The organism is Mucilaginibacter sp. P2_A4, assembly GCF_056405015.1.
On the sequence record NZ_JBFUCX010000007.1, the window covers coordinates 15144 to 39152 of the forward strand.

A 24009-nucleotide genomic window follows, 5' to 3' on the forward strand; every position below is an offset into this window, starting at 1 on the left:
AAAAAACTACATTTTTGTATATGCCGTTTACGCTCATCCTTAATAATATTGCCAAACACATTCACCTCAGCAAAGAGGAGCAGGTTATTTTTACAGACCTGCTTAAGCCCCAGGCTATTAAGCGGAAACAATTCTGGCTTTCAGATGGCGATATTTGCAAGCACTCGGCATTTGTAACCACGGGCTGCCTGCGCGGGTTTACTGTTGATAAAAACGGTATTGAACACGTATTGAGTTTTGCCCCGCCCGATTGGTGGATGGCAGATATGTATAGCCTCATTAGCCAAAAGCCAGGTATCCTTAATGTAGAAGCACTGGAAGACACGCAAGTGCTGTTGCTGAGCAAAACCAACCAGGAAAAACTATACCAGCAGATACCCAAGTTTGAGCATTTTTTTAGGGTTTTGGTAGAGAACTCGCTTGTAGCCAGTCAGCAGCGCCTTATAGATGGCCTTAGCCTTACCGCCGAAGATCGCTATAACAACTTTTGTAAACGCTACCCAACACTCATTTATACCTTACCCCAAAAGCAGATAGCATCATATATTGGCGTAACTCCTGAATTTTTTAGCAGAATGAGAAGCAGAAAATAGTTTGCAGTGGGCTGTTTGTAGTTTGCAGCAGGCATAAATTACCGTCATCCAAACTCCCTCTGTGAGCGAAGTGTCCGGGTAAACTTAACCGCTGCGCAACTACTCACTTATAACTAATTAACCCTTCACCTAAAAACTTGATCTACATCAACTTTGCCCTGCAAATACCGCCGTACCTTTATAGCAACAAAAAAGGAAATACATCATGGCACAAACAATATTGCATAAAGGAGATACCCGCGGTCACGCAAACCACGGCTGGTTAAATAGTTATCATTCATTTAGTTTTGGTAGTTATTACAATCCCGACCGGATGAGCTTTGGCGCACTGCGCGTTTTAAATGATGATACCGTGGATGCAGGGATGGGCTTTGGCAAACACCCGCACGATAATATGGAGATCATCAGTATCCCTCTTGAAGGCGATCTGGAGCATAAAGACAGCATGAACAACACAGCCGTTATTAAAAATGGCGATATACAGGCTATGAGTGCCGGCACCGGCATTTACCACAGCGAATACAACCAGGACAAAGACAAACGTGTAAAGTTTTTGCAGATATGGCTGTATCCCAACAAACGCAACGTGGAGCCAAGATATGACCAGATTACCCTTAACCTTGCCGATCGTGAAAATAAACTGCAACAGGTATTATCGCCCAATGCTGATGATGCCGGGGTATGGATCCATCAGGATGCATGGTTTAACCTGGGTAAGTTTGATAAGGGAGTAAGTACCGAATACACCATCCACAAAGCAGGCAACGGCGTTTACGCGTTTGTACTAAGCGGACAGGTAGAAATTAATGGGCAGCAATTAAATAATCGCGATGCCCTGGGCATTTGGGATACCGATAAATTTACCATTACTGCAACCGCTGACGCTGAATTTTTATTGATGGATGTACCAATGAGCATATAATAGATGTGCAGATATGCAGATGATGAATTGATTGGAGGTGGAAAATGAGGGTTTTGGCAGAATGAAATGGTGTTTTAAAAAGTTTGTCATCCTGAGGAACGAAGGATCTATTCACAGACTATACAGGACGAAGAAGCATGGTGAATAATAGATCCTTCAAATCGTTCAGGATGACAAAAAGGGTTTTAACAAACCCGCCACTCTGAAAGGCAAATGACACACAGCGAAAGACTTACGAAGTTTTTAAACGGCGAAGCCCTCAACGAGGCCAAAAACAATATTATCGAGTTAAACTTAGTAAGTCTGGGATTTAACGACTAGCAGCGATTATAAAAAATAAGAAATGGAATCAACACAAATATTAGTAGTAGGCCGCCATCCCGAGATATTGGCAACGGTGGTACGCCTGGTAAATAATAACCCTGATTGGAATGCTACCGGCTGCCAAACCGATGAAGAAGCTATCCTTGCTTTTGACCAACAGGCATTTGCACTGGTACTGCTTGGCGGCGGTATTGAACCTGCATCCGAAGAGCAGCTGTGTGCTTATTTTCGTAATCGCAACCCAAAAATCAAGATTGTGCAGCACTACGGTGGCGGAAGCGGATTGCTGGCAGCAGAGATTTACGAGGCCCTGAAGTAGAAGGCTGCGCTGCATTAGCTTGTAATACTGGCGGTGTTACAGGTATTTTCTCTATCAAAGGGTAAATGGAACCGTCGAACAAAAAAGCATCCTTGCTATTAACAGTAAGGGTGCTTTTTTGCGTGGCGGGAATGAGTAAGTAATTGGTCTTGTTTATAAACAGGGCAATTTTAAAAAGGCTCAATTTTGTGTATCAATATAAATATAGTTACCAGTTGTTTACATAAGAGATCCAGTACCAGGGAACAGGATTAAAAACTGTAAACGGTTTGGTTTGGAAAAACGCTGCACAATAAATGAACCTGTAATGAAAAAAATTTTAATTCCGATTGATTTTACCAGATCATCAAATAACGCCATAGCTTACGCGGTTGCTTTAAGCAAAAACAACCCGATAAAACAAATTATACTTGTTGTGAATGTATACATTACCGAGTTTGAGCAACTGTTGCCTACGGCAGATTTTATACAATTTGCTGTAGATAAAGCGCAGGCTTTAAACGGGCAGCTATCAACCCAATTTGAAAACTTAAAGGCGTCGGTATTAAAAAAATTAGACCCCGGGGTGAGGGTTAGTTTTATTTTAAGTAAAATGCCCTTACTGCCTTCGCTTAGGGAGCTGATTAAGCAGGAAAAACCGGATTTATTATTAATCGGAAGCGACCACGCCGGCGCAACCGAAGAGAGTTATATCAGCAATCATTTAATTAAAATTGCAAAGGTAAGCACAGTCCCGGTGCTTATTATTCCTGCGCTTAGCCGTTACCAGGAGGTGCAGAAGGCTTTGGTGCCGTTTGATCTTGGTAATTTCGCTTCTTTGAGTTTAATTCAACGCCTAAATCATATTCAAAACTGGCCTCACCCCAAACTGTTGTTATTAAATGTTGACGCTACACAGCAAGTATTATTTAAAGATGATGTTACGTGTAAGGTAGTGGAGCAAATAAGTACGCGCCTGCAAAATTACCAATACAAGTTTTATTATTCTGTAGAGAAGGATGTATTGAAAAGTGTTAATCATTTCTGTTATAAAAACGATTTGCAATTAATCATCGCACTGCCCGGTAAGCATAGCTTTTTGTACAATCTAACACATCGCAATATAACCAAAGGCCTTGCCCGGAATAACTATAAACCGGTGCTGATATTAAAAAACGCGCAGTAATCATAATAACAACTGTTTGGCAAATTCAGATGGCCTGGTTTTGGTTAACTGATAAAATATGTTGCTAAAAGCCGATACATTATTGTAGCCTAAAGTGTAGGCAATTTCGCTGATTGATCTATCTGTTTGCAGCATCATTTCAATGGCCTTTACCATGCGCAGCAATTTAAAATATTGCAGAAACGAGATGTTCATGGTAGCCTGGAACAGGCGTGTTAAGGTCCGTTCGCTAAAACCGGTTTCGTGGCTTAGTGTTACCAGGCTGAGTGATTCAAACAGGTGGTTATTAATATATTTCAACACCGGCTGCATCCTTTCGTTTTCTGTTGTTGGCAGTGCAATTGGTAAAGCTTTCCTGCTAATCTCGGGCAGGATGTTTTTGATACCCGCCAAAAAAGGGAAAGCTTTATCGCCCGGTACCACATCGCCTTCCCACCGTACCGAGTAGGAGAGCATTTGCATTAAAAGCGCATTGATGGGATAGATACCCCCCTTATTAAAAAATGGATGGTCATCATCGTCATCGGCATAAAAGTATAATGATATGATGGCTACCGATTTGTGCATCTCTATAAAGTGCTTAAGCTCTTTGGGTATCCAAACATAATGCCGCGCCGGTATAATAAGCGTTTTATCAACCAGGTGAATATAAGCCACCCCTCCTTCAATATAAATCAGCTGCCCTTTTTTATGCGCGTGCTGCGGTAATCTGAACTCATTTTTTTCGTGCATTACATATACCGATGCTTGGATGCGATCAATGGCGGTTAAAAATGCTTCAGTATCAATCACGTTTGCTTTGGCTGAAATGAGTAAAAGTTTGGCAAAGTACATAAAATTACTTGTGTGTAAAAGGCTCAATTTTGCATTATCAAATTTTATGAAATCGTATTTTAAAAATATTTTACTGTTATCTGTTGTTTATTTCCCACTCCAGCGCGCGTCAGCAAGGGCGGTTAAAACAGATTCATTACTCAGTATACCACTAACCCTAAACCAGGTTTGGGAACGCGCGGCAAGCTATAATAAGGCAGTGCAAATGAAGCAGCTTCACCTGGAAAGCAGCGTTGAACAGATTAAAAATGCCAAAACTGAAAGGCTGCCGGATATTAACATTGAAGGCGAATATGCCAGGATAAGTAATATGCCGGTTTACGAAAACGGGATTTTTAAATCGCCTACCCAGTTTGAGGTATTGCATAGCACTTATACGGTAGGCGCTGATGCTTATCTGAATATTTACAATGGCAACAAACTCAATATTGAAATTGAAGCCCGCAAAAGCGAAAACAAAATAGCCGCCGAGCAAAAAAAATTGACCCTGTCCGAAGTAAAACTCCGGGCCGCGGCCTATTACCTGGATATGCAACGCAGCATCATTTTCAGGGATCTTTTGCTGAAAGATATTGAAGCGCAGGAAAAACAATTAAGACAAATACAGGCGTTAAAGGCAAATGGCGTTGTTTTAAAAAGCGATGTTTTAAGGGCCGAATTGAAATTATCAAGGCAAAAGCTATCGCTGGTTCAGCTGAATAACGACCTGGCAATTGCCAATCAAAAATTAAATATATTGATTGGCTTGCCCGATGATGAGCGCATAGCCCCTACAACCAGTAATGTGCTTGACTCCCTTACGCTGAAAACTAACCAGGCTTACCTTACAGATGCCGGCAGCAATGCTTACCAGGTTAAAATATCTGAACAGGAAACCGAACTGAGAAAATTACAGCTCAAAAATGTAAAGGCAAATGTTTTGCCCCGGATTGGTTTTTTTGCCCAGTACAAATACAGCTATCCGCAGATTTTTTTATACCCTTATTCGCCGTACATATATGGTATTGGGTTGGCCGGTATAAAAGCGTCTTTTTCTGTTTCATCATTTTACCATAATTACCATAAGGCAAAAGTAGCCCGGCTGGAGTATGAAAGCCAGGAAGTTGAACATGCCCAAACGCAGGATAATGTAAGGCAGCATGTTAATGAGGCGTATTTGCGTTTCAATGAAGCGCTTAACAGGGTAGAAGTTAGCAATACCAATATTAAACAAGCAACGGAAAACCGCAGGATAGTAAGCAATACCTACTTTAACCAAACATCCTTAATAACCGACCTGCTTGATGCGGATACCCAGTTATTACAAACCCGCTTTGACCTGGCCGCTGCGCAGATAGCGGCACAATTACAGTACTATCAATTACAAAACGTTACCGGCAATCTTTAATAAAATGAGCAAGCAACATACATACACAACTACCGATAAATTAATAACGAAAATAACGGCGTGGATAGCCGGGATCATCGCGCTCGCCCTATGCGGCTGGGGCATAGTTACATTATACAATTTATATAACTATGAAGAAACCGATGACGCCCAGGTTGAAGAATATATTAATCCCATTACTTCGAGGGTAAGCGGTTATATTAAAGAGATTAGGTATGATGAAAACCAGGACGTAAAAAAAGGCGACACCCTGCTTATTATTGATAACCGGGAGTATGCTCTGCAAAAAGAAGAAGGCGAAGCCGGCTTGCAAAATGCACGGTCGCAGGTGGCGGTGTTGGAGAGCAATGTACAAACCGCTGCTAAAATTGCCCAGGTTAACAATGCCCAGATAGATGCCGTTAAAGCAAAATTGTTAAGGCAGCAGCAGGAATATGACCGGTATAAGAAACTATTCGATGCGGAATCGGCTACTAAGCAGCAGTTGGAAAACGTTAAAAGCGGGCTTGATGTGGCACAGTCTGATTACCAGGCGGCATTGAGTAATTACCAGGCTTCGCTTTCAAAGGTGAATGACAGCAGGGCGCAGATCAATCCTGTAATTTCAGAAATAAAACGGCGGGAGCTTATGTTGCAGCGTAATCAGCTTGATGTATCCTATACGGTGATCACCGCGCCCTATAACGGCAAAATGGGGCGTAGAACAATTCAGGCCGGTCAGCAGATACAGGTTGGGCAAACACTGGCATTTATAGTTGATAAAGAAACCGGTAAATGGGTGATTGCCAATTTTAAAGAAACCCAGTTAAAGTATCTTCAAACCGGAAAAACGGTACAGATCACGGCGGATGCTTATCCTAATACTAAAATTACGGGCAGTGTTATTTCCTTTTCACCGGCTACGGGTTCCAGGTTTTCATTGCTTCCACCGGATAATTCAACAGGTAATTTTGTGAAAATTGCGCAACGGATTCCTGTTAAAATAAAAATTACTGATAACGGTGCAGTAGTGGGCTTGCTAAGTGCAGGCATGAACGCCAGTGTTTCGGTTTCAAAAAATGCGTTGAGTCATGAATAAGGCTATCCCCGTTTTTAAACACTGGGCACCAGAGTGGCTTATCCGTTTTACATTGCTTATTGTGGTGTTGCCGGGTGTGGTTTTATTTGCGTTATCTGTAAGCAATGTTAATGCTGCGGCGGGTTTTTATGGCATCTCTCCAAATGATGTGCAATACTCCCTCATTATTTTATATGCGGCAATGGCCAGCTTTATTGTGCTGGAAGGCCGTTTTTTTAAAAACATTGCCAGTAAAGAGTACCTGCTTATAGGGGTAGTGATGCATATCATCACTTGTTACCTGTGTTATGTTACGCGATACTTTTTTGTGCTTTTAGTGCTGAGGTATATCCAGGGAATGTTAACCTGTGGTACTATAAGTATCACCCTTACCCTCATGTTTAGCAGGCTGCACAATGAGCGGTCAAAAGAGATTGCTTACTCTATAGTTTACTGTATACTGTTGGCTGTTGTGCCTTTAACAACCTTACTTACGGCCGCTATTATTGATACCTTTAATTATAATGTAATTTATAAATGCGCGGTGTACTCCTATATACCAGGAGCTGTACTCATGTTTTTAATCATGAACAACGTACGGTTTAACCGTAAAGTACCATTGTACCGGTTGGATTGGCCAAGCTTTGTTACCTATTCGGCAGCCCTGTGTCTTATTGGTTATATTTTGGTATACGGCCAGCAATACGATTGGCTTGATGACAGGAGGATATTGACCAGCATTATAGCTATTGTATTACTTGCAGGTATTTTTGTTACCCGGCAACTGAGCTTAAAAAATCCTTATTTGCATCTCGGGGCATTCAGGCAACCCAAGTTTTTATTAGGCGCCCTGCTGCTTTTTGTGTTTTATATTATAAGGGGATCTTTTGGTATTACCACATCCTATTTAGGTACAGTTTTGGGGCTCGATCCTATCCACATCGGTTATTTGCTACTTTATAATATTGCCGGTATCATATTAAGTGTGATCATATCATCGCGGTTGGTGCTGTTAAAAAAACCTACAAGGCTTATCTTTATTTATGGTTTTGCAATCCTGCTGATATTTCATGTGCGCATGTGTTTTATTTTTAGCACGCAGGCCGATAGTTCAGATCTCATTATCCCATTAATACTACAAGGGCTTGGCGCAGGTATGTTAATGGTACCCATAATTTTGTTTGTTGTTTCATCATGTGCGCCCGGTTTTGGTACTACGGGGTCTGCCTTTGGTATTTTTGTGCGCTTTTTTGGCTTTTGTACCAGCATCGGGATGATCAACTTTTTTCAGCTTTACGGGCAGCGTGATCATTACAATCGCTTCCAGGAACAATTAAGCTCGCTAAATCCGGTTGCGGTGCAGCGCCTTACCCAATATAAGCAGGCGCTCATTGGCGGTGGTACAGCACCCGATCAGGCCGTGAAAATAGCAAACGGACTATTAAATAAAAGTGTAGGGGTACAGGCTCAGCTACGTTTTGCGGTAGATTATTACCAATTCATCAGCTGGCTCATTTTGGCTGCCATTGTGCTTATTGCGCTTTTCCCGGCGGTTAATCAAACAAACATCAGTATAAAATCCAATCAGCCTGCGCCTGTAGCTTTTTGAGAGTGTCTTATTGTATTGTTAAGCCTGCAGTGGCAATGTGAACCAGAATGTACTCCCTTCGCCTGGATTGCTGTCGGCCCCAATTTCTCCGTTGTGTTTTTTGATGATCTCGGAGCTAATGTAAAGGCCTATGCCCAGGCCAGAGTACTGGCTGCCACTGCTTTGTACCCTAAAATAACGATCGAACAGGAATGGAAGCTTTTCGTGAGATATGCCGGGGCCTTTATCTGTTACTGATACTTTTGCCATCGCGTCATCTTTAGTTATGTTGATATAGATCTCTTTGGATAATGGGGCATACTTTATAGCGTTATTAACAAAATTTACTACCACCTGTTCAATGCGCTCTCCATCTGCAAATACCTGCAGCGCCATATCACCAGTAGTGATCACCTTATAAATTCCGGAGATTTTGATATGGTTGCTGCTATCATTAATGATGCGCGATAGCGTGATTGATGTTTTATTTAAATCAAGCTGACCCTGGTTTAGTTTACCTATGTACAGCAGGTCTTCAATTAAATAGGCAACTTTGTTTACCCCTTTGTTGGCCCGGATTACCAGATCGTCCATTTTTTCGGGCGAGAGCCTGTCTTTCATCGTATGGATAAGCTGCACAGATGATTTAAGGCTGGTTAAAGGCGTTTTGAGTTCATGACTTGCAATGTTTATAAAATCATCTTTTTGCTGCTGCAGCTGTTTAATTTCCTGGATATCGGTAGCTGTACCTACCCACAGCTGCACCTCGCCGTTGTGGTTTTTTAAGGGGGCCATTCGTACCAGGTGCCAGCGGTATTCGCCATCAAAACGTTTTTCGCGGATTTCGAACTCGCCGGATTCCTTACTGTCAATAATAGCCCGGAAACGTTGCAGGTTGTGCATGATATCGTCCGGGTGGATCACCTCGCGCCAACCCCAATCTTTGGTTTCATCAAAGGTTAAGCCGGTATAATCAAACCATTGCTGGTTATAAAAGTCAACCTCGCCCGAGGCAGTATTTGTCCAGGCTATCTGGGGGATGGTTTGCATTATTTTCCGGAACCGGGTTTCGCTTAACGAGAGCGCTTCGGTACGGGCAGCAACCCTTTCTTCCAGATCGTTATTAAGCGCGTGAAGATTATATCGCGATACAGAAAGCTCTTCATTACTGGCCAGCAGTTCTTCGTTAATAGCCGTCATCTCTTCATTTGCAGCGGCAAGTTCTTCATTTAGCTCCGCTGTTTCATGCTCTTTGTTTTTAAGATCGTTTTGCATTTTTGTGCGCCCGGCAATAATGTTCGTAACACTTATGTATGATACAATGGTGAAAATTAAGCCGAGCAAAGCTGCAATAACAATAATAACAGGTACATAAGTGGTGTAGGTTTTATAAGTGCCTACGCGGGCGTTTAGTAATTTAGTTTCGTCGGTCTCGGCTATGTTAATCTGTTGACGTAGGGCATCCATAGCAAGTTTTCCCCTTGCAAGGTCATCAATGTTTACCTTTTGGTCGCTTTTGTATTTGTCCAGTATTTGCTGTAAAATACTTAACCTGGTTTTTAAAACCCTTTTAACCTCTGCTATATTCCGCTGTTGCTCAGGATTATCTACGGTTAACTGCTGTACTTGTTGTATCTGGTTGAGCGCTTTTGTATAGGCGCCGTTATAGGGCTCTAAAAATTCTTCGCGTTTGGTAAGCAGGTAACCGCGCTGCCCGGTTTCAGCATCTTTCATGATAGACGCAGTTTTTTCCAGTTTTTGAATCACCAGGTTACTATGATCAACCAGGGCGGCGCTGTTTAACAAAAATCGGATACTTAAATACGATGCAATGGAAATGATGATGATTACAACAAGAGAAAAGCCATATCCGATTTGCAGATTGCGATTAAGCGATAATTTCATTTTAATAGAAGATTTAGCTTTATAGGGAATTTACTCGCTTAATAAAGAATATAAAATTAAAATATTTAATTTGTAATTACTTATGATTAAGTATTCAATTTGAGTTAAATCTATTTGAATTTTTTAGCGTGGGAAGTTTAATAACTGAATTACATTTAGTTAAGCAATTTATTAATGATATTAACAAGATGCTGATTTTCAAATGGTTTTGGTAAATAGGCATCATGGCCAAAATTACCTATTGCAATAGCTTGTTTATGGTAGGCTGTCATCAAAATAACCGGGATGTGGGCCAGCTCTTTATCGTTTTTAATAACCTGGCAAATTTTGCCGCCGTTCATGCCCGGTAAAATATAATCGGTTAGTACCAGGTCGGGATTGTTGGCTTTTACTACTGCAATAATATCATCTGTTTGGGTTATTCCTTTTACCTCAAAATTGTTTAAGCTCAATAAGGTATCAATTGAGTCTAAAATATCTTCATCATCTTCTATTACAAGTATTTTTTTTATCATTCTGCTATGAAGTTATTATAAATATAATTAATAATCGCTGTTAAGCTAAAATATTTTGCCCCTTTGCTTATCGTGCAAATTAACATGGTTGAATGCAATATTACAAAGCAATGCTTAGAAAAAATATAATTTTAATTAATATTTTAACCAAAACGTCTATTTTGACTTTGTATTTTAATTTCAAGGAAATTTACATCGAATAACTTACGTCGTTAAAAGTACAGCCCGGGAATGAACCGATAATTAAAAAATGAAAAGCCGTTAGAGTGCTTATATTACAGATGAAACACCCACCCAAATTTGCAGTTGAAAGTGCCAGTGAAGAGTTTGTATATGTATTGTTTATCAGTAGGTTAAGTATTTTTTATAAATAATAAGAAAATATTTTGGGGCGATTTTTAACTATATCAATTGCTTTTATTAAGCGCCAGGCTTTAACCGCTTGTTGAGGTAAAAAGGCTACCTTGTATTTATAAAAATATACCAACATGATCATTTTGAAATCGGATACATTTGTTACGCATACCCGCCTGGCAACATTCATTAACGAGAATAACATTAAACGCGACGATATTTTGACTATAACTGATGGTCCGCAGGGCTGTACTATTTATTTTTATGCCGATGCCGAAATTAAGGAGATAACCCACGGACTGTTTTCTTAACCATAAAACATGCTATGCTAAAAAAAAGGTTTGTATGGTGCGCTGTAATGTTAGGCTGCTCTGGCTTATATGCACAGCCTGTGTTGAAACCTTTTCCGCAGCATACCACCTATACGGCGGGCAGCATTATCCCCAACCACGTAAGCCGCCAAAACCTGGATAACAGTGTACGCGCCTTTTACCGGGAATGGAAAAAACGTTATGTGAAACCGGTGCCGGGCAAAGGTCAAAGTTATATTTGGTTTGAAAGGCCGGGCAATAAGCAATGCGTATCAGAGGGGCAGGGGTATGGTATGATCATCGTGCCCCTCATGGCCGGTGCCGATCCATCTGCCAAGGAGGTTTATGATGCATTGTTTCGCTATTACCGGGCGCACCCGGCAAAAAAATGGCAATACCTTATGGGTTGGGCGCAGGATGTAAATGGCAATAACCTTGATCACTCTTCGGCGGCAGATGGTGATATAGATATCGCTTACTCCTTATTACTGGCAGATAAACAATGGGGAAGCAAGGGCGCTATTAACTATTTGAAAGCAGCCAGGGTATTGATGGCCGATATCATGCGCTATGAAATTAACCGGAAAACTTTTACGGTACTCCTCAGTAATGAGGTAGAGATAGATAGCAAAGATTATTTTGATACCCGCCCATCGGATTTTATGCCCTCGCATTTTAAAGCCTTTAAAACTGCTACGGGAGATAGCCGTTGGGATAAGGTAACCGACGGCACCTACCGTTTATTTGCATTGATGCAACAACAATACAGCCCCGATGCCGGTTTGCTGCCCGATTTTATCCAGCAGGTGAATCATCACCCACACCCGGCCAAAGCCATGTACCTGGAAACAAAATATGATGGCTATTATAATTACAATGCCTGCCGGGTTCCATGGCGCATAACTGCCGACTATTTATTGTATGGCGACGTGCGCGCCAAAGCCATAAGTACCAAAATTAACCGCTGGATACGGTTAACCACTAAGGATAACCCCGATAATATTTCTGCTGGCTACACATTGGCGGGCAATGATCTGCCTGCCCGCTACTTTGAAGCACTCAGTTTTATTGCACCATTTGCTGTAGCTGCCACAACCGAAGCTAAGAACCAGCAATGGCTCAACCACACCTGGGATTACCTGTTGCATTTTAAAATAAAAGACTACGATTATTACGACAACAGCATAAAAATGCTCAACATGATTATTTTGAGTGGGAATTATTGGAAGGGGTGAGGTGAAATTTCTGTTTTTTTCTTTTTTTCGACGCTATGCCTTCCGTTGTCAGTTATATGATTGTTTTGGAAATAATTACTAAATTGGGGTATATGAACATTCAGGCAGAAAAACTAAATGTATTACAGCAAATTATTAACTCCGATGATATAGGTTTAATTAAAGATATTAAATCTTTGATCAGCAACAGGGAATTGGATTGGTTTGATAATTTAAGCAAACATCAGCAAGCTGATGTTAAAGAGGGATTAGCGCAATTAGACAATGGCCAATCTTTCAGCCATGAAGATGCTAAAAAGAGATTCGGTTTTAAATGATAATCATCTGGTCTGATAAAGCAGGAGAGACTTTTCAAAAAAATATTGATTACCAAAGAGCAAGGTTATTGAGCTTGTTACTTTTATAGATAACAGGCAGAGCCTCAGGAAAAACAGACGCTTGCTTTAAAGGCTAATAAAATATCAATCACTGGCTAAAACACTCAGCCAGTGATTAAGCTCAACACCTTGCACTAAAAAGACAGCGTCTTCCGCCTGCAAATGATTTTATCAATGGTGTTGCCTATCGCCGTTAAAATATGTTCGTCCAGGAAATCTTCATTTCGCTGCATCCATTCATTTCCCAATTTAAAAAGCATTGCTGCCCTGCCGTCTTTAAATTTTATATTCCATACATGCCATGTTTTAAAGTATGCACTTGTAATGCTGATGATATGTGCAGACCCGTCTGCTAATTTTATTTTGTAATCCATTGTTAGATGTATATGGTAATTCTGATGTATTATAAATACGTTCCGGTAATTCCATTATTGTAAACTTTAAAGAATTTAACATAATTTAAGGAATCGTATTGTGGCAGGCTTTTTAGTATAAAAAATGGTTGCGATAGTGCTGAAGCTCGCATTATACGCCCTCAATAATTTTTAAAAGAACATATATAGCTGATAGTGTTGCTTATCCATTTTAGGGATTACTATCTTTATCAATATGGAAATCGGTAAATAAAAAAAGAGGAATGGAAAAGTTGGATTATAAAGCTTATTGGCAGCAGGGGGTTGGATATGATCAATATAAAAAGCAAATGGCAGAGGACCAGGCTTCAAATGACGATATCCAGATAAAAGATTACATCACCCTCAATCAACGAAGAATGTACAGGGTTGAAAAAACTTATATGGTATCAACCTATTTAGCCAATCAGATTAAAAATCTGCGCCACAAAATTTATTGGTTAATTTTAACAGAGCACTGGTGCGGTGACGCGGCGCAAATACTGCCGGTTTTGAATGCCATAGTCAATTTAAGTGATGGGAAAATTGAAATGAGATTAGTTTATCGGGATCAAAACGCCGAACTAATGGATGCCTGGCTAACTAACGGAACACGATCAATTCCAAAAGTGATACAATTTAATGAAGATTTTAATTTAACCGGAGGCTGGGGGCCACGCCCGGCTGTTGCACAGCAATTGGTACGCAAACTAAGAGCAGACCCGGCTACCATAGCTATTTATTCAACCGATTTGCATTTATGGTACGCCAAAGACAAACAAAAATCCACTGAAGCAGAAATTGCAGAATTTATAGGCATTGCAGATAAACCAATAGTTATACAGGATTGAAGTTCTATTTAAAGTGTTGTGGCTAATAATAGCTTAAAAAGCATTTTGATGTAACTAATAGTATTTTAATCCGTTTAATTTAATTGTCAATTAAAGCCAAGCTATGCAAAACGGCCCCTTCCGGATAGCCATTATTTATATTATTGTCAGCCTCCTCTGGATCACTTTTAGCGACCGCCTGCTCTTTTTTTTCGCCCATCAATTTACGGAGGACCAGTTTCTATTGATCAGCAGTGCCAAGGGGTATTTTTTTGTAGTAACTAATGGGTGGTTTTTATACTACCTCATCAGGAAGGATGATGTGAAATTGAAGCAAAGCGAAAATCAGTACCGCAATATGTATGAAGCCAATCCGGTGCCGATGTGGATATACGACGAAGAGCTAAAAATAATTTCGGTTAATGACGCGGCGGTAAAAGCTTATGGATACAGCAGAAGCGAGTTTTTAGCAAAAAGCATTCTGGATATCAGGCCACAGGAAGACGCCGAAAGGCTGATTGAGACGGTTAAGCGATTGTCGGGTGATTTGAATTTAAGCGGTACCTGGCGCCATATCAAAAAAGATGGAACCCTTATTTATGTAAATATAACATCGCATAAGATCATCTTTAATAACCGGCCAAATGTACTGGTTATGATTAAGGACATGACCGAGCGAATATTATTTGAACAGACACTTGAAAAAATAAATCAGGACCTGAAGAACGAGAAGAAAAAATTAAGGGAAACGCAATTGATCTCGAAAGTGGGCGGATGGATGTTTTTTCCTGAAACTAAAAAATTGATATGGTCTGATGAACTGTTCACGCTTACGGGTATTAGCAAGGACGATCCTCGTGATGCATTTGATATTTACCTGGAACATATTTTCCCCGAAGATCGCCAAATGATGATTCAGGCACTTGATGAACTTATTGGCAAGGGAAAGGCTATGGATATTACACACCGCATCCTGGCAATAAACGGCGAAACCCGTTATATAAGGCAACTTGCTTTTTTGGATGATGAAGATCCTGCCGTTTCAAAGCTGGTAGGTTCTATGCAGGACATTACCGAACTGAAGCAATTAGAAATAGAAAGAAATAAATATCAGTACAGTCTTGAAAATACCTTGAATAGCATCAGTGATGCTTTTTTTGCGTTGGATCATAACATGAATATTACCCGTATTAACCAGGTTTTCAGAGATCTGATTGATGAAAAAGTTATAAACATTGTTGGAGAAAGTATTTTTACGGTGTTTCCGAAAGAAAAGAACCGCTTATACCCGTATTATCAGAAAGCTCTGGAAGAACGGGTTGTTGTAAAGCAGGAAGAATATTCGGTTATATTGAACAAATGGATACGGTTGGCAGCCTACCCGACAGATGATGAGGGCGTTGCTGTTTATTTTTCAGATATAACAGAGGATAGATTAAAGGATACCAAGCTTAAGGATGCTGTGGAAAGGTATGAATTGGTTGCGCAGGCCACTAAAGATGTAATATATGACCTGGATATCACCAGTGATCATATTGTTTATAATACCAGTTTAACCCGTCTTATCGAGATTCCTTATGATCAGATAGAATATAGCCTGGAGTGGTGGCGCGGACTAATTCATCCGGATGATGTTACCGAGGTTAAAAAAAGCCAGCAGAAGATAAGTAGCGAAGGTAAAACAAACTGGGAATGCGAATACCGGGTAAATTGTGGTAACGGCCATTATAAATACATTATGGATCAGGGATATTTTATTTATAATGACCATAAAGAGCCAATAAGGTTAATAGGGGTAGTTAAGGATATTGATGATCTAAAGCGATCGACCCAGGAAAATAAGCGCCTTGCCGATATTATTACCAGGGTTAACAATATGATTATTGTAACCGATGCTGAAAATAGAGTTCAATGGATCAATAAAGCATTTGAAGATATTGCCGGTTTTAATCTGGTTGAAATGGGTGGGCGGGAGCCATTTGAGCTTTTAAGGGAACCCGGTATGGATGGGGATGAGATAAACAGCATGTATGCCAAGCAAAAAATGCGCGAAGCCTTCTCTGTCGACCTGGTGATCTATACCAAATTTAGGATTCCTTTATGGGTTTCGGTAGAGTTAACCCCGATGTTTGATGATCAGGGTATTTATTTGGGTTATATAGCGGTTTACCAAAACATCACCCTGAGAAAAGAAAAGGAACAGGAAATACAACGGCAGAATGAGTTTTTAAAGGAAGTAGCCTGGATGAGTTCGCACGAGATAAGGCGACCGGTAGCCAACATGCTTGGCCTTATTAACCTGGCCGATGCAGCCAAAAACGAAAAAGAGAAAGAAGAAATTTTTGCATTACTCAGGATATGCGTAAGCGAAATGGATGGCATAGTATACCAGATACACCATAAGATTGGTGATGTTGTTGATCTGTCATAAATTATTTAACTAAGCGTTTATTACCTCGTTTTAAATTGAGTTTAACTGTTATAAATTAAAAATTGACCTTCTCTTCTAAATTAATGATAAACGATAAGTCGGTATCATTCCGGAAAGCTACCTGCAACGGATTGCCATTACTGCTTAGTTTTTCTATAAAATCATCCATCTTTTTTTTAAGTCCCAGCTCACCATCATGGTTGGTTAAATGCAGGGTTCCCTTTTTCACGGCCTGGTCCATCATATCTAATGTTTCCTGATCGGGGTTGTTAAACTTACCGCTGGCCGATACCACGTAATGATCTGCAGTTACATTCATTAAAAATTCCGGAGTCATATCTGCTTTACTGCCATGATGCGGCATTTTAAGTATATCAACGTGTATTTTACCATCTTTATCAAGTAGTCCCTTTAGTTTTAAGCCGGCATATATATCATCGCTCCTGCCATCGCCGGTAAGCAGCATTTTTTTATCGCCAAACTTAACCAGGCAAACTATGCTGGATAAATTGAACGGCGATTTATCATTATTAATAAGACTCGAAACAATAATCTTCTTACTTTCTTCCTTGCTTTTTGCCTTGGCTGCTTTTTTTAAATCTTTATCCCACTGCGTCTGTAGTTCCTGTAATCGTTGCGCGGTAGGATGTACCACAATAATTTCCAAATCGCCGATGTGTAAATTTTTAGTCTTGATATCGCCGCGAACAAGTTTTGTATTACCCGGCTTAAGATTTTGAAAGGGGGCGTTAACGGATAGATTTAATTTGGCAACGTTATCGCGGATATGCCTTCCCTGGCCTGTAGAGGCTATTACGGCAACAATATGTTCGGGGGCATTATCAAACTGAGGTATTTGCAGGGAGCTTATATCTGCCGCATGTGCAGAAGTCTTTAAATCTTTAATGATGGGTATTTGCTGGTTCCCGATAATATCATCAAAACTGTTAAACCAAAAGTTATCAATAATGAAATCCTGTTGTTCCTTCTCAGATAATTTATCTGTCATAGAATCTGTAAGATCAATAATGCCCTGTATATGATCTTCATCAGCATGGCTGATCATGACCATGGCAAGGGGCAATGGTTCGTCGCCGGCGAGTTTTGCTTTAATCGCCATAAGCCGGGGCTTTAATGTTTTTGAGTAAACACCCGGTGGGCCTCCATCAATCAAGATAGATTTTGGATCATTAGGGTCGCCAAAATGAAGCAACAGGCAATCACCATATTTAGCTTCAAGAACTTCTAAACTGAAAAGCATATGAAATGAGATTTAGTGAATGATAAACTGTTTTTTAAATCGATTGAATGGCCCGCAACACATCAAGCATGCCGCAACCCTGAAAGTACTTTTCCCGGCCCAGGTCGGTAGCTGTTTTGCACAAGGCCTGTTTAACTTTACCCGGCTTGCCAATAAGCTCACGGTGCCTGGCTAATATTAACGCAGCTGCGCCCGAAACATGGGGGGCAGCCATAGATGTACCATCCATGCGTTCCATACTGTTGTCTATACTGGTTGAAACAATTTTTTCTCCCGGGGCAACAAGATCAGGTTTTAACCTTCCGTCGCCGGTGGGGCCTTTGCTTGAAAAATAGGATACACCGTAGTCATGTGGCCTGTTACGATGAGTTGCGCCAACCGTGATAACCAACTCGGCGTTTCCGGGGTCGGTTATATTTACCATCCGGAACCCCGCACTTGTGCTGCTATCGGTGCTTGTAAACAATGCCTGCCCAAGGTTGCCTGCGGCGGCAACAATAACGGTACCTTCGTTAACCAGCTTTTCGCAGCAGATACAAACCGGGGTTTGCCCGCAGGCATAGCTGGCCACTTCATGCACCATCGAAAAGCTCATGTTAACACCATGTATAGCCGGTTCATCTTTCTGATTGTTCATCCAGCGGATGAATTGGATGCCTGCCAGGATATTAAACTCTTCTCCCGACCCGGAATCATCCATTACCCGGAGATCATAAAGATCTATCCCCGGGCACATGCCTATAACGTTTTGCATGGTAACTTCATCTTTTATACCTGCACCTATAATACCAGCTACATGGGTGCCATGCGGGTGCACAGGCGGATAGTATTCCTGGATATTATGCGGAATCCGCAACAACGGAGCAATAACCGACCAATCCAGGAGCCTGCCGTTTCTAAGATCATTATCTATTTCCTTAACAAAGTCCATCAACTCGCTATCTGAAAGTCCCGCATCATCGCTATCGCCGGATGATTTGATGGCCGAGGGGATATGTCGTGGTTTGTCAAAGGCATATTGCTTATGAATGCTTGCCAGCACTTTTCTGAACCTTGTAAAATCATAGGATGCAACTATCCGGGTATGATTAGAGAATTTATCCGTTTTATCACCTAATGCATCATCAAAAGGCTTTTTTGTAGTTGTATCGGTTTTCCGGAAGGCCGGGTGGCGGGCATCAATGCCAGAATCAAGTACGGCCCAGGCAATACCCGAACCATCAATTTCAAACAAGCGCCTGCCTGCATCAGCTTTGGTTGCCGGTACCGATCTTTCAATGGTTAACGTTGCACGCCTGTTGCGGTTTATAGCCCATAGGGTAACGGGCGCTTTTATTTTAAAGGGCTTAAATTCATCAAAGTAAGTATGAAAAGCGTGCTCAAATTCTTCTAATATTTCAGCCGGCTTATCGCTTTGAGTTTGATTGGTTTTTGCCGATAATACAATTGCCCCGATAAGCCGGATAAGCCAATAATAATCTTCGGTAGGCTCCTTATTTTTAAACAGGTAGGTTTGCCACCACTGCGTCATGGGTAAAGCAACCAAAATCAGTTCTTCAAAAGTAAGGCAAGCTACCACAGATTCACCACTGGTGGCCAGTTGCCAGCCGCTTGTTTCTTCCGGCTTTTCCTGCCGCAGCAAGTTATGGGACAATGCAGTAAATAATTGCGAGGCGGATGAATTTTTATGAGGTGACAGAATAAGATCTACCCGGCTTTGTTTAAAATCTCCGCGTTGTTCAAAATAGGCAAGCCAAACATCAGGAAAAATCGGCGAATCCTGCGTAAAGCGCAAAGTTTGCTGAAATCTTTTAAAAATAAGGCTCTCTATTAATGCAGGGTTGATGATCATACAAGAAAGAATTTAGGTTTAACTTACTTGTTAATTGAGGCTTAAAATCGTAGCCATCTAAATGGTAGATAATTATACCAATTTAGAGTATTATAAAATATCAAACAAGGTATAAATTAATTATTTTTTTTACAATTTATTGGTTATCAGAGGTGTTTGTGTTATGCCGAATGGGGCAACCCGTTTAATAGTGAGGTCAAATTAAACCGGGATACACCTGCGTAGCGGTGACCCATCCCCCGAAAACAAAAAATCCCCCGGCAACCACGCCGGGAGATCAAATCAATATATAAACCAGAAGATCCTTATTGTGTTATTATATATTACCAGAACTTAACATAAAGCGCGGTAAGTAATAACAGCGTTACTATAATTAATGCCAGGGTTGATTTCTCTACCTTGAACATGCTACTTGGTATATCAAACGCTTTAGGGTTTTCCTTAGGCCCTGCAAAGCTAACAGCCACCATCACTATAATGGTGAACAGGAACGATAGGCCCATACAGATCAGGAACGGAATCTCGTACCCGCCCTTGCCATTAGGGAATGCAGTGTACAAAAAGGTTTCGTGTCCAAACAAGGCCGGAGCATAGTTATTAAACAATACCGACATGGCGAAGCCTGTGAGGATACCCGCGATAGCCGCTGCACCCGTTGTCCGTTTCCAAAAGAAACCCAATATGAATATGGCAAATATCCCCGGACTAATAAAGCCGGTGTATTTTTGGATGAAGGTAAAACCACCTTCGCCGCCAATGCCCAAAAGATCTTTCCAGGTTAATATAATGGAGAAGATAAGTGCCGCAAGAATAGCTATCTTACCTACAATAACCATTTTCTTTTCGCTGGCATCCTTGCTGATGTGCTTTTTGTAAATATCCAGGGTAAAAATGGTACTGATACTGTTAGCCTTACCCGCAAGTGAAGCCACAATAGCAGCAGTAAGCGCCGCAACCGAGAGTCCTTTCAAACCCGTAGGTAAAAAGCCAAGCACGGCCGAATAAGCGTTATCTGAATTAAAATGCCCGCCTGATGCCATTTCATGCTGCAGGCCACCATTTTTGTACAATACATAAGCCGCAATACCCGGTAAAACTACAATGACAGGCATAGCCAGTTTCATTAAACCGGCAAACAGGATACCCGTACGGGCGGTTTTCAAATCGGCACCCAGGGCGCGTTGGGTAATGTATTGGTTACATCCCCAGTAGTTAAGGTTCACTATCCACTGGCCTGCAAAATACATCGCTATACCCGGCAGTGCCAGGTATTTATTGATCTCGGCTTGCGATGCGCCAGCTTTTGGCTTGGCCATCATCATTTTAAAGTGATCGGGAGCATCTTTAAACATGGCGTTTAAACCAGCCATGGCATCTTTACCTAAACCAAAATGCTCGCTCACCAGGGTAAGGGCAATATAGGTGGTAGCCAAGCCGCCAACAACTAAAACAAGCACTTGTATAACATCGGTAAAGCCGATAACCTTCATACCACCCAGCGTAATAAACAAGGCGAAAATAGCCAGTCCGATAATGATCTCATGTAGGTATCCGCCACCAGCAAGGCTGTTAATAGCCAATGCACCCAGGTAAAGTATAGATGTTAAATTAACAAACACATATAAAAACAACCAAAATATGGCCATCACAAAACTCACGGTTTCATTATAGCGGGTATGCAGAAACTGTGGCATCGTGAAAATTTTATTTTTCAGATACACAGGTACAAACCATACTGCCACAATAATAAGGGCTATAGCGGCTACCCACTCATAAGCTGCAACAGCCAAACCAACGGCAAAGCCCTGGCCGCTGGTACCTATAAACTGCTCGGCCGAAATATTTGATGCAATAAGTGAGGCACCGATAGCCCACCAGGTAAGTGAACCTTCGGCAAGGAAGAAATCATGACTGGCCGAGATACTGGCCTTTTTTTTGCGGCTGTACACCCAGTAACCATAGCTGGATACCACAACAAAATAGATCACGAAAATGGCGTAATCAATGGTTTCAAATTTATTCATAAATTGGGTTTAATTAGTTTGTTGTATTAGTGTTTTAAAAACATGCAACCGGAATCCCATCGTGGGCTGCGTGTTCGGTGTTTAATTTATTTGATTATACTCTTTACTCTTTGTCATCCTGAGCGCAGCGAAGGGTCTATTCTCCAACATGCCTCCGTCTTTTGTCCTTTATCTAAAAATCCTTCAATTCCCCTAAGTCTAACCTCTTGATTCTTCTCAAAAAGGGCGTTTCCCTGCGGGCCGGGCTATCCGTTCATACGCCTGCAGGCATTACGCGCAGGCCGGTATCCACTGCTATCCCTAACGCGGGTCAATTGTAACATATGTTATTGCGAGCGCAGCAATCGGGAACTATACCCGTCAAACATGCAAGTTGTTTACCCTGTACAGTTCGCGATTGCTTCGTGCCTCGCAATGACATGTTGTTAGAGCGTTCTAAAACGGCCTGTCACCCTGAGCCTGTCGAAGGGGCGCGCGCGCAGAGGCCTTTACCACATGCTTCGACAGGCTCAGCAGGACAGCCCTTTTTCAAAACATCTTTTTTCCTTAGGAGCTCCGCGGGATTTTATTCTCGCAATGACATGTTTGCAACAAAAACCTTTTGTCATCCTGAACGGAGTGAAGGATCTATTCTTCTCCATGCTTCTTCGCCCTGTTCAGTCTGCAAATAGATCCTTCGTTCCTCAGGATGACAAACCTTTTAAAATGTCATTTGCCTTTAAATATTCTTCGGGTTTTATTCCTCGCAATGTCATACTTGCTTTGGTATTTAACCCACCACCATGCAAATCAAAAGTCTCCCCCTTCAGGGGGAGATTTAGAGGGGGCTTCCTACCTGTATGCCACCTCATTCCATAATATCTCATTCCTGAATTGTGGGATAGTGGTATCCTTACCAATCCTCAAAAACTCAATGCCTGCCATATCAGCAAAATCCTGCATATGCGCGGCGGTAAGGTTTTGGCTGTAGGCTGTATGGTGTGCACCGCCACCGTAGATCCAGGCTGCGCAGCCGGTTTTCATATCGGGCAGGGGTTTCCATAATACACGGGCCACAGGCAGGTTTGGCAAATCTTCAACCGGTTCAACGGCTTCCACTTCGTTTATCAGCAGGCGGAAACGGTTACCCATATCCACAATAGACGCGTTAAGTGCGGCACCACCAGCCACGTTGAATACCAAACGTGCAGGATCGGCCTTGCCGCCAATACCTAATGCATGAACCTCTAATGAAGCTTTGCCATTGGCCAAAGAAGCATCCACTTCCAGCATATGTGAGCCTAAAACCAGTGCATTAGCAGGATCAAAGTGGTAGGTGTAATCTTCCATGAAAGCGTTACCACCAGCCAAACCGGCTCCCATTACTTTAAAGGCACGTACCAGGGCAGCAGTTTTCCAGTCGCCTTCACCGGCAAAGCCAAAACCATCGGCCATTAAACGTTGTGCGGCGATACCAGGCAGCTGTAACATGCCATGCAAATCTTCAAAAGTATCCGAGAAGCCTTTAAAGCCTCCATCAACCAAAAACTTACGTAAACCAATCTCAATCTTAGCAGCCTCGTAAACCGACGAATACCTGGCGCCTCCTTTTTTAAGATCATCTGCCATGGTATAAGTTGCCTCATACTCATCTGTTAAAGCAGTAATTGCTTCTTCACTTACCGCGTTGATCACGGCAACTACGTCGCCAATGCCATAGGTATTTACCGAGAAACCGAATTTCAATTCAGCTTCCACTTTATCACCATCGGTAACAGCAACAAAACGCATATTATCACCAAAGCGAACAAATTTGGCACCTTGCCAATCGTGCCAGCCGGCTGCGGCGCGGGTCCAGGTTTCTATCTCGGCCAAAGCCTCAGTATCCTGCCAGTGGCCAACAACTACTTTGCGGTTAATGCGCATGCGCGATACCATAAAGCCAAACTCACGGTCGCCATGGGCGCTTTGGTTCAGGTTCATGAAATCCATATCAATGCTGCTCCATGGAATATCGCGGTTAAATTGGGTATGCAGGTGCAGCATTGGCTTTTTCAGGATGCTTAGCCCACGGATCCACATTTTGGCCGGGCTAAAGGTGTGCATCCAGGTAATGATACCGATACAGTTTTCTGCTACGTTGGCAGCCTGCAGGGTTTCATAAATTTCTTCCGGTGATTTTACAACAGGTTTGTAAACCACACGTACAGGGATATTTCCGGTTGCATCTATCCCGGCTGCAATTTCCTGGGAATGTTCGGCAACCTTCTTTAAAGTTTCTTCTCCGTATAAGTTTTGGCTTCCTGTAATAAACCAAACTTCAAATTTTTTAAGATCGATCATCGTATAATTAG

20 protein-coding genes are annotated in these 24009 nt (G+C 41.7%); 12 read left to right on the plus strand and 8 right to left on the minus strand.

What is annotated here, in order from left to right; all coding sequences use genetic code 11:
- The first annotated feature begins 20 nt into the window (after positions 1 to 20).
- The 4 genes from AC1DYB_RS14185 (at position 21) to AC1DYB_RS14200 (ending at position 3323) form a co-directional block, all read left to right on the plus strand.
- Positions 21 to 593 carry a Crp/Fnr family transcriptional regulator gene (locus tag AC1DYB_RS14185; RefSeq protein ID WP_477435834.1) on the plus strand — a complete coding sequence of 191 codons (573 nt, stop codon included), beginning with the start codon at positions 21 to 23 and terminating at the stop codon, positions 591 to 593.
- 205 nt (positions 594 to 798) lie between these two features.
- Entirely contained in the window at positions 799 to 1515 is a 717-nt protein-coding gene (locus AC1DYB_RS14190) for a pirin family protein (RefSeq protein WP_477392066.1), read from the plus strand.
- A gap of 343 nt (positions 1516 to 1858) precedes the next feature.
- On the plus strand, positions 1859 to 2158 hold the full coding sequence (locus tag AC1DYB_RS14195) for a response regulator (protein WP_477435836.1): 300 nt from the start codon (positions 1859 to 1861) through the stop codon (positions 2156 to 2158).
- A 307-nt stretch (positions 2159 to 2465) separates the two neighbouring features.
- Positions 2466 to 3323, plus strand: coding sequence for a universal stress protein (locus AC1DYB_RS14200; RefSeq protein WP_477435838.1), 858 nt, complete (start codon positions 2466 to 2468; stop codon positions 3321 to 3323).
- On the opposite strand, the gene AC1DYB_RS14205 is transcribed toward AC1DYB_RS14200, so the two are convergent.
- Positions 3324 to 4157, minus strand: coding sequence for a helix-turn-helix domain-containing protein (locus tag AC1DYB_RS14205; RefSeq protein ID WP_477435840.1), 834 nt, complete (start codon positions 4155 to 4157; stop codon positions 3324 to 3326).
- 46 nt (positions 4158 to 4203) lie between these two features.
- Here AC1DYB_RS14205 and AC1DYB_RS14210 point away from each other — a divergent pair, with 46 nt between their 5' ends.
- Genes AC1DYB_RS14210 through AC1DYB_RS14220 form a run of 3 tightly spaced genes read left to right on the plus strand, consistent with a single transcriptional unit; the run spans position 4204 to position 8210 of the window.
- Positions 4204 to 5544, plus strand: a complete 1341-nt coding sequence (locus AC1DYB_RS14210; RefSeq protein ID WP_477435842.1) for a TolC family protein — start codon at positions 4204 to 4206, stop codon at positions 5542 to 5544.
- A gap of 4 nt (positions 5545 to 5548) precedes the next feature.
- Positions 5549 to 6622, plus strand: coding sequence for an HlyD family secretion protein (locus AC1DYB_RS14215; protein WP_477435844.1), 1074 nt, complete (start codon positions 5549 to 5551; stop codon positions 6620 to 6622).
- On the plus strand, positions 6615 to 8210 hold the full coding sequence (locus AC1DYB_RS14220; RefSeq protein WP_477435846.1) for an MFS transporter: 1596 nt from the start codon (positions 6615 to 6617) through the stop codon (positions 8208 to 8210). The genes AC1DYB_RS14215 and AC1DYB_RS14220 overlap by 8 nt, the downstream gene beginning before the upstream one ends.
- An 18-nt stretch (positions 8211 to 8228) precedes the next feature.
- Here the strand turns inward: AC1DYB_RS14220 and AC1DYB_RS14225 are convergent, their stop codons facing one another.
- Together AC1DYB_RS14225 and AC1DYB_RS14230 are read right to left on the minus strand one after the other, a co-directional pair.
- Positions 8229 to 10094 (minus strand): sensor histidine kinase, encoded by a 1866-nt coding sequence (locus tag AC1DYB_RS14225; RefSeq protein WP_477435848.1) that lies wholly within the window; start codon positions 10092 to 10094, stop codon positions 8229 to 8231.
- 155 nt (positions 10095 to 10249) lie between these two features.
- The gene (locus tag AC1DYB_RS14230) at positions 10250 to 10609 is read right to left on the minus strand and encodes a response regulator (RefSeq protein ID WP_295711323.1); all 360 of its coding nucleotides are present in this window, start codon (positions 10607 to 10609) and stop codon (positions 10250 to 10252) included.
- A gap of 488 nt (positions 10610 to 11097) precedes the next feature.
- Between AC1DYB_RS14230 and AC1DYB_RS14235 the strand changes: the two genes are divergently transcribed.
- The 3 genes from AC1DYB_RS14235 to AC1DYB_RS14245 all read left to right on the plus strand — a co-directional run bounded on the left by AC1DYB_RS14235 (position 11098) and on the right by AC1DYB_RS14245 (position 12826).
- Positions 11098 to 11274: a hypothetical protein gene (locus AC1DYB_RS14235; protein ID WP_477392073.1), complete on the plus strand. Its 177-nt coding sequence runs from the start codon at positions 11098 to 11100 to the stop codon at positions 11272 to 11274.
- Positions 11275 to 11288: 14 nt separating this feature from the next.
- A complete protein-coding gene (locus tag AC1DYB_RS14240) occupies positions 11289 to 12509 on the plus strand; it encodes a family 8 glycosyl hydrolase (protein ID WP_477435850.1) in 1221 nt (406 codons plus the stop codon).
- Positions 12510 to 12601: 92 nt separating this feature from the next.
- Positions 12602 to 12826 (plus strand): hypothetical protein, encoded by a 225-nt coding sequence (locus AC1DYB_RS14245; RefSeq protein ID WP_477392075.1) that lies wholly within the window; start codon positions 12602 to 12604, stop codon positions 12824 to 12826.
- A 194-nt stretch (positions 12827 to 13020) separates the two neighbouring features.
- Here AC1DYB_RS14245 and AC1DYB_RS14250 read toward each other — a convergent pair whose 3' ends face one another.
- Entirely contained in the window at positions 13021 to 13260 is a 240-nt protein-coding gene (locus AC1DYB_RS14250; RefSeq protein ID WP_295711331.1) for a hypothetical protein, read from the minus strand.
- Between the two features lie 263 nt (positions 13261 to 13523).
- On the opposite strand from AC1DYB_RS14250, the gene AC1DYB_RS14255 reads away from it, so the two are divergent.
- Together AC1DYB_RS14255 and AC1DYB_RS14260 are read left to right on the plus strand one after the other, a co-directional pair.
- The gene (locus AC1DYB_RS14255) at positions 13524 to 14129 is read left to right on the plus strand and encodes a thioredoxin family protein (protein ID WP_477435853.1); all 606 of its coding nucleotides are present in this window, start codon (positions 13524 to 13526) and stop codon (positions 14127 to 14129) included.
- Between the two features lie 103 nt (positions 14130 to 14232).
- Positions 14233 to 16539 (plus strand): PAS domain S-box protein, encoded by a 2307-nt coding sequence (locus AC1DYB_RS14260; RefSeq protein ID WP_477435855.1) that lies wholly within the window; start codon positions 14233 to 14235, stop codon positions 16537 to 16539.
- Positions 16540 to 16594: 55 nt separating this feature from the next.
- Here the strand turns inward: AC1DYB_RS14260 and AC1DYB_RS14265 are convergent, their stop codons facing one another.
- The 4 genes from AC1DYB_RS14265 to araA all read right to left on the minus strand — a co-directional run bounded on the left by AC1DYB_RS14265 (position 16595) and on the right by araA (position 23998).
- A complete protein-coding gene (locus AC1DYB_RS14265) occupies positions 16595 to 17800 on the minus strand; it encodes a ComEC/Rec2 family competence protein (RefSeq protein WP_477435857.1) in 1206 nt (401 codons plus the stop codon).
- 34 nt (positions 17801 to 17834) lie between these two features.
- Positions 17835 to 19652, minus strand: a complete 1818-nt coding sequence (locus tag AC1DYB_RS14270) for a S8 family peptidase (RefSeq protein WP_477435859.1) — start codon at positions 19650 to 19652, stop codon at positions 17835 to 17837.
- Between the two features lie 323 nt (positions 19653 to 19975).
- The gene (locus tag AC1DYB_RS14275; RefSeq protein ID WP_477435861.1) at positions 19976 to 21676 is read right to left on the minus strand and encodes a sodium:solute symporter family transporter; all 1701 of its coding nucleotides are present in this window, start codon (positions 21674 to 21676) and stop codon (positions 19976 to 19978) included.
- 831 nt (positions 21677 to 22507) lie between these two features.
- The gene (gene araA / locus AC1DYB_RS14280; protein WP_477392081.1) at positions 22508 to 23998 is read right to left on the minus strand and encodes an L-arabinose isomerase; all 1491 of its coding nucleotides are present in this window, start codon (positions 23996 to 23998) and stop codon (positions 22508 to 22510) included.
- Positions 23999 to 24009: the final 11 nt, after the last annotated feature.

Coding starts and splice junctions, on each gene's coding strand:
- AC1DYB_RS14185 (WP_477435834.1), top strand. CDS start 21: ATGCCGTTTACGCTCATCCTTAATAATATTGCCAAACACATTCACCTC.
- AC1DYB_RS14190 (WP_477392066.1), top strand. CDS start 799: ATGGCACAAACAATATTGCATAAAGGAGATACCCGCGGTCACGCAAAC.
- AC1DYB_RS14195 (WP_477435836.1), top strand. CDS start 1,859: ATGGAATCAACACAAATATTAGTAGTAGGCCGCCATCCCGAGATATTG.
- AC1DYB_RS14200 (WP_477435838.1), top strand. CDS start 2,466: ATGAAAAAAATTTTAATTCCGATTGATTTTACCAGATCATCAAATAAC.
- AC1DYB_RS14205 (WP_477435840.1), bottom strand. CDS start 4,157: ATGTACTTTGCCAAACTTTTACTCATTTCAGCCAAAGCAAACGTGATT.
- AC1DYB_RS14210 (WP_477435842.1), top strand. CDS start 4,204: ATGAAATCGTATTTTAAAAATATTTTACTGTTATCTGTTGTTTATTTC.
- AC1DYB_RS14215 (WP_477435844.1), top strand. CDS start 5,549: ATGAGCAAGCAACATACATACACAACTACCGATAAATTAATAACGAAA.
- AC1DYB_RS14220 (WP_477435846.1), top strand. CDS start 6,615: ATGAATAAGGCTATCCCCGTTTTTAAACACTGGGCACCAGAGTGGCTT.
- AC1DYB_RS14225 (WP_477435848.1), bottom strand. CDS start 10,094: ATGAAATTATCGCTTAATCGCAATCTGCAAATCGGATATGGCTTTTCT.
- AC1DYB_RS14230 (WP_295711323.1), bottom strand. CDS start 10,609: ATGATAAAAAAAATACTTGTAATAGAAGATGATGAAGATATTTTAGAC.
- AC1DYB_RS14235 (WP_477392073.1), top strand. CDS start 11,098: ATGATCATTTTGAAATCGGATACATTTGTTACGCATACCCGCCTGGCA.
- AC1DYB_RS14240 (WP_477435850.1), top strand. CDS start 11,289: ATGCTAAAAAAAAGGTTTGTATGGTGCGCTGTAATGTTAGGCTGCTCT.
- AC1DYB_RS14245 (WP_477392075.1), top strand. CDS start 12,602: ATGAACATTCAGGCAGAAAAACTAAATGTATTACAGCAAATTATTAAC.
- AC1DYB_RS14250 (WP_295711331.1), bottom strand. CDS start 13,260: ATGGATTACAAAATAAAATTAGCAGACGGGTCTGCACATATCATCAGC.
- AC1DYB_RS14255 (WP_477435853.1), top strand. CDS start 13,524: ATGGAAAAGTTGGATTATAAAGCTTATTGGCAGCAGGGGGTTGGATAT.
- AC1DYB_RS14260 (WP_477435855.1), top strand. CDS start 14,233: ATGCAAAACGGCCCCTTCCGGATAGCCATTATTTATATTATTGTCAGC.
- AC1DYB_RS14265 (WP_477435857.1), bottom strand. CDS start 17,800: ATGCTTTTCAGTTTAGAAGTTCTTGAAGCTAAATATGGTGATTGCCTG.
- AC1DYB_RS14270 (WP_477435859.1), bottom strand. CDS start 19,652: ATGATCATCAACCCTGCATTAATAGAGAGCCTTATTTTTAAAAGATTT.
- AC1DYB_RS14275 (WP_477435861.1), bottom strand. CDS start 21,676: ATGAATAAATTTGAAACCATTGATTACGCCATTTTCGTGATCTATTTT.
- araA (WP_477392081.1), bottom strand. CDS start 23,998: ATGATCGATCTTAAAAAATTTGAAGTTTGGTTTATTACAGGAAGCCAA.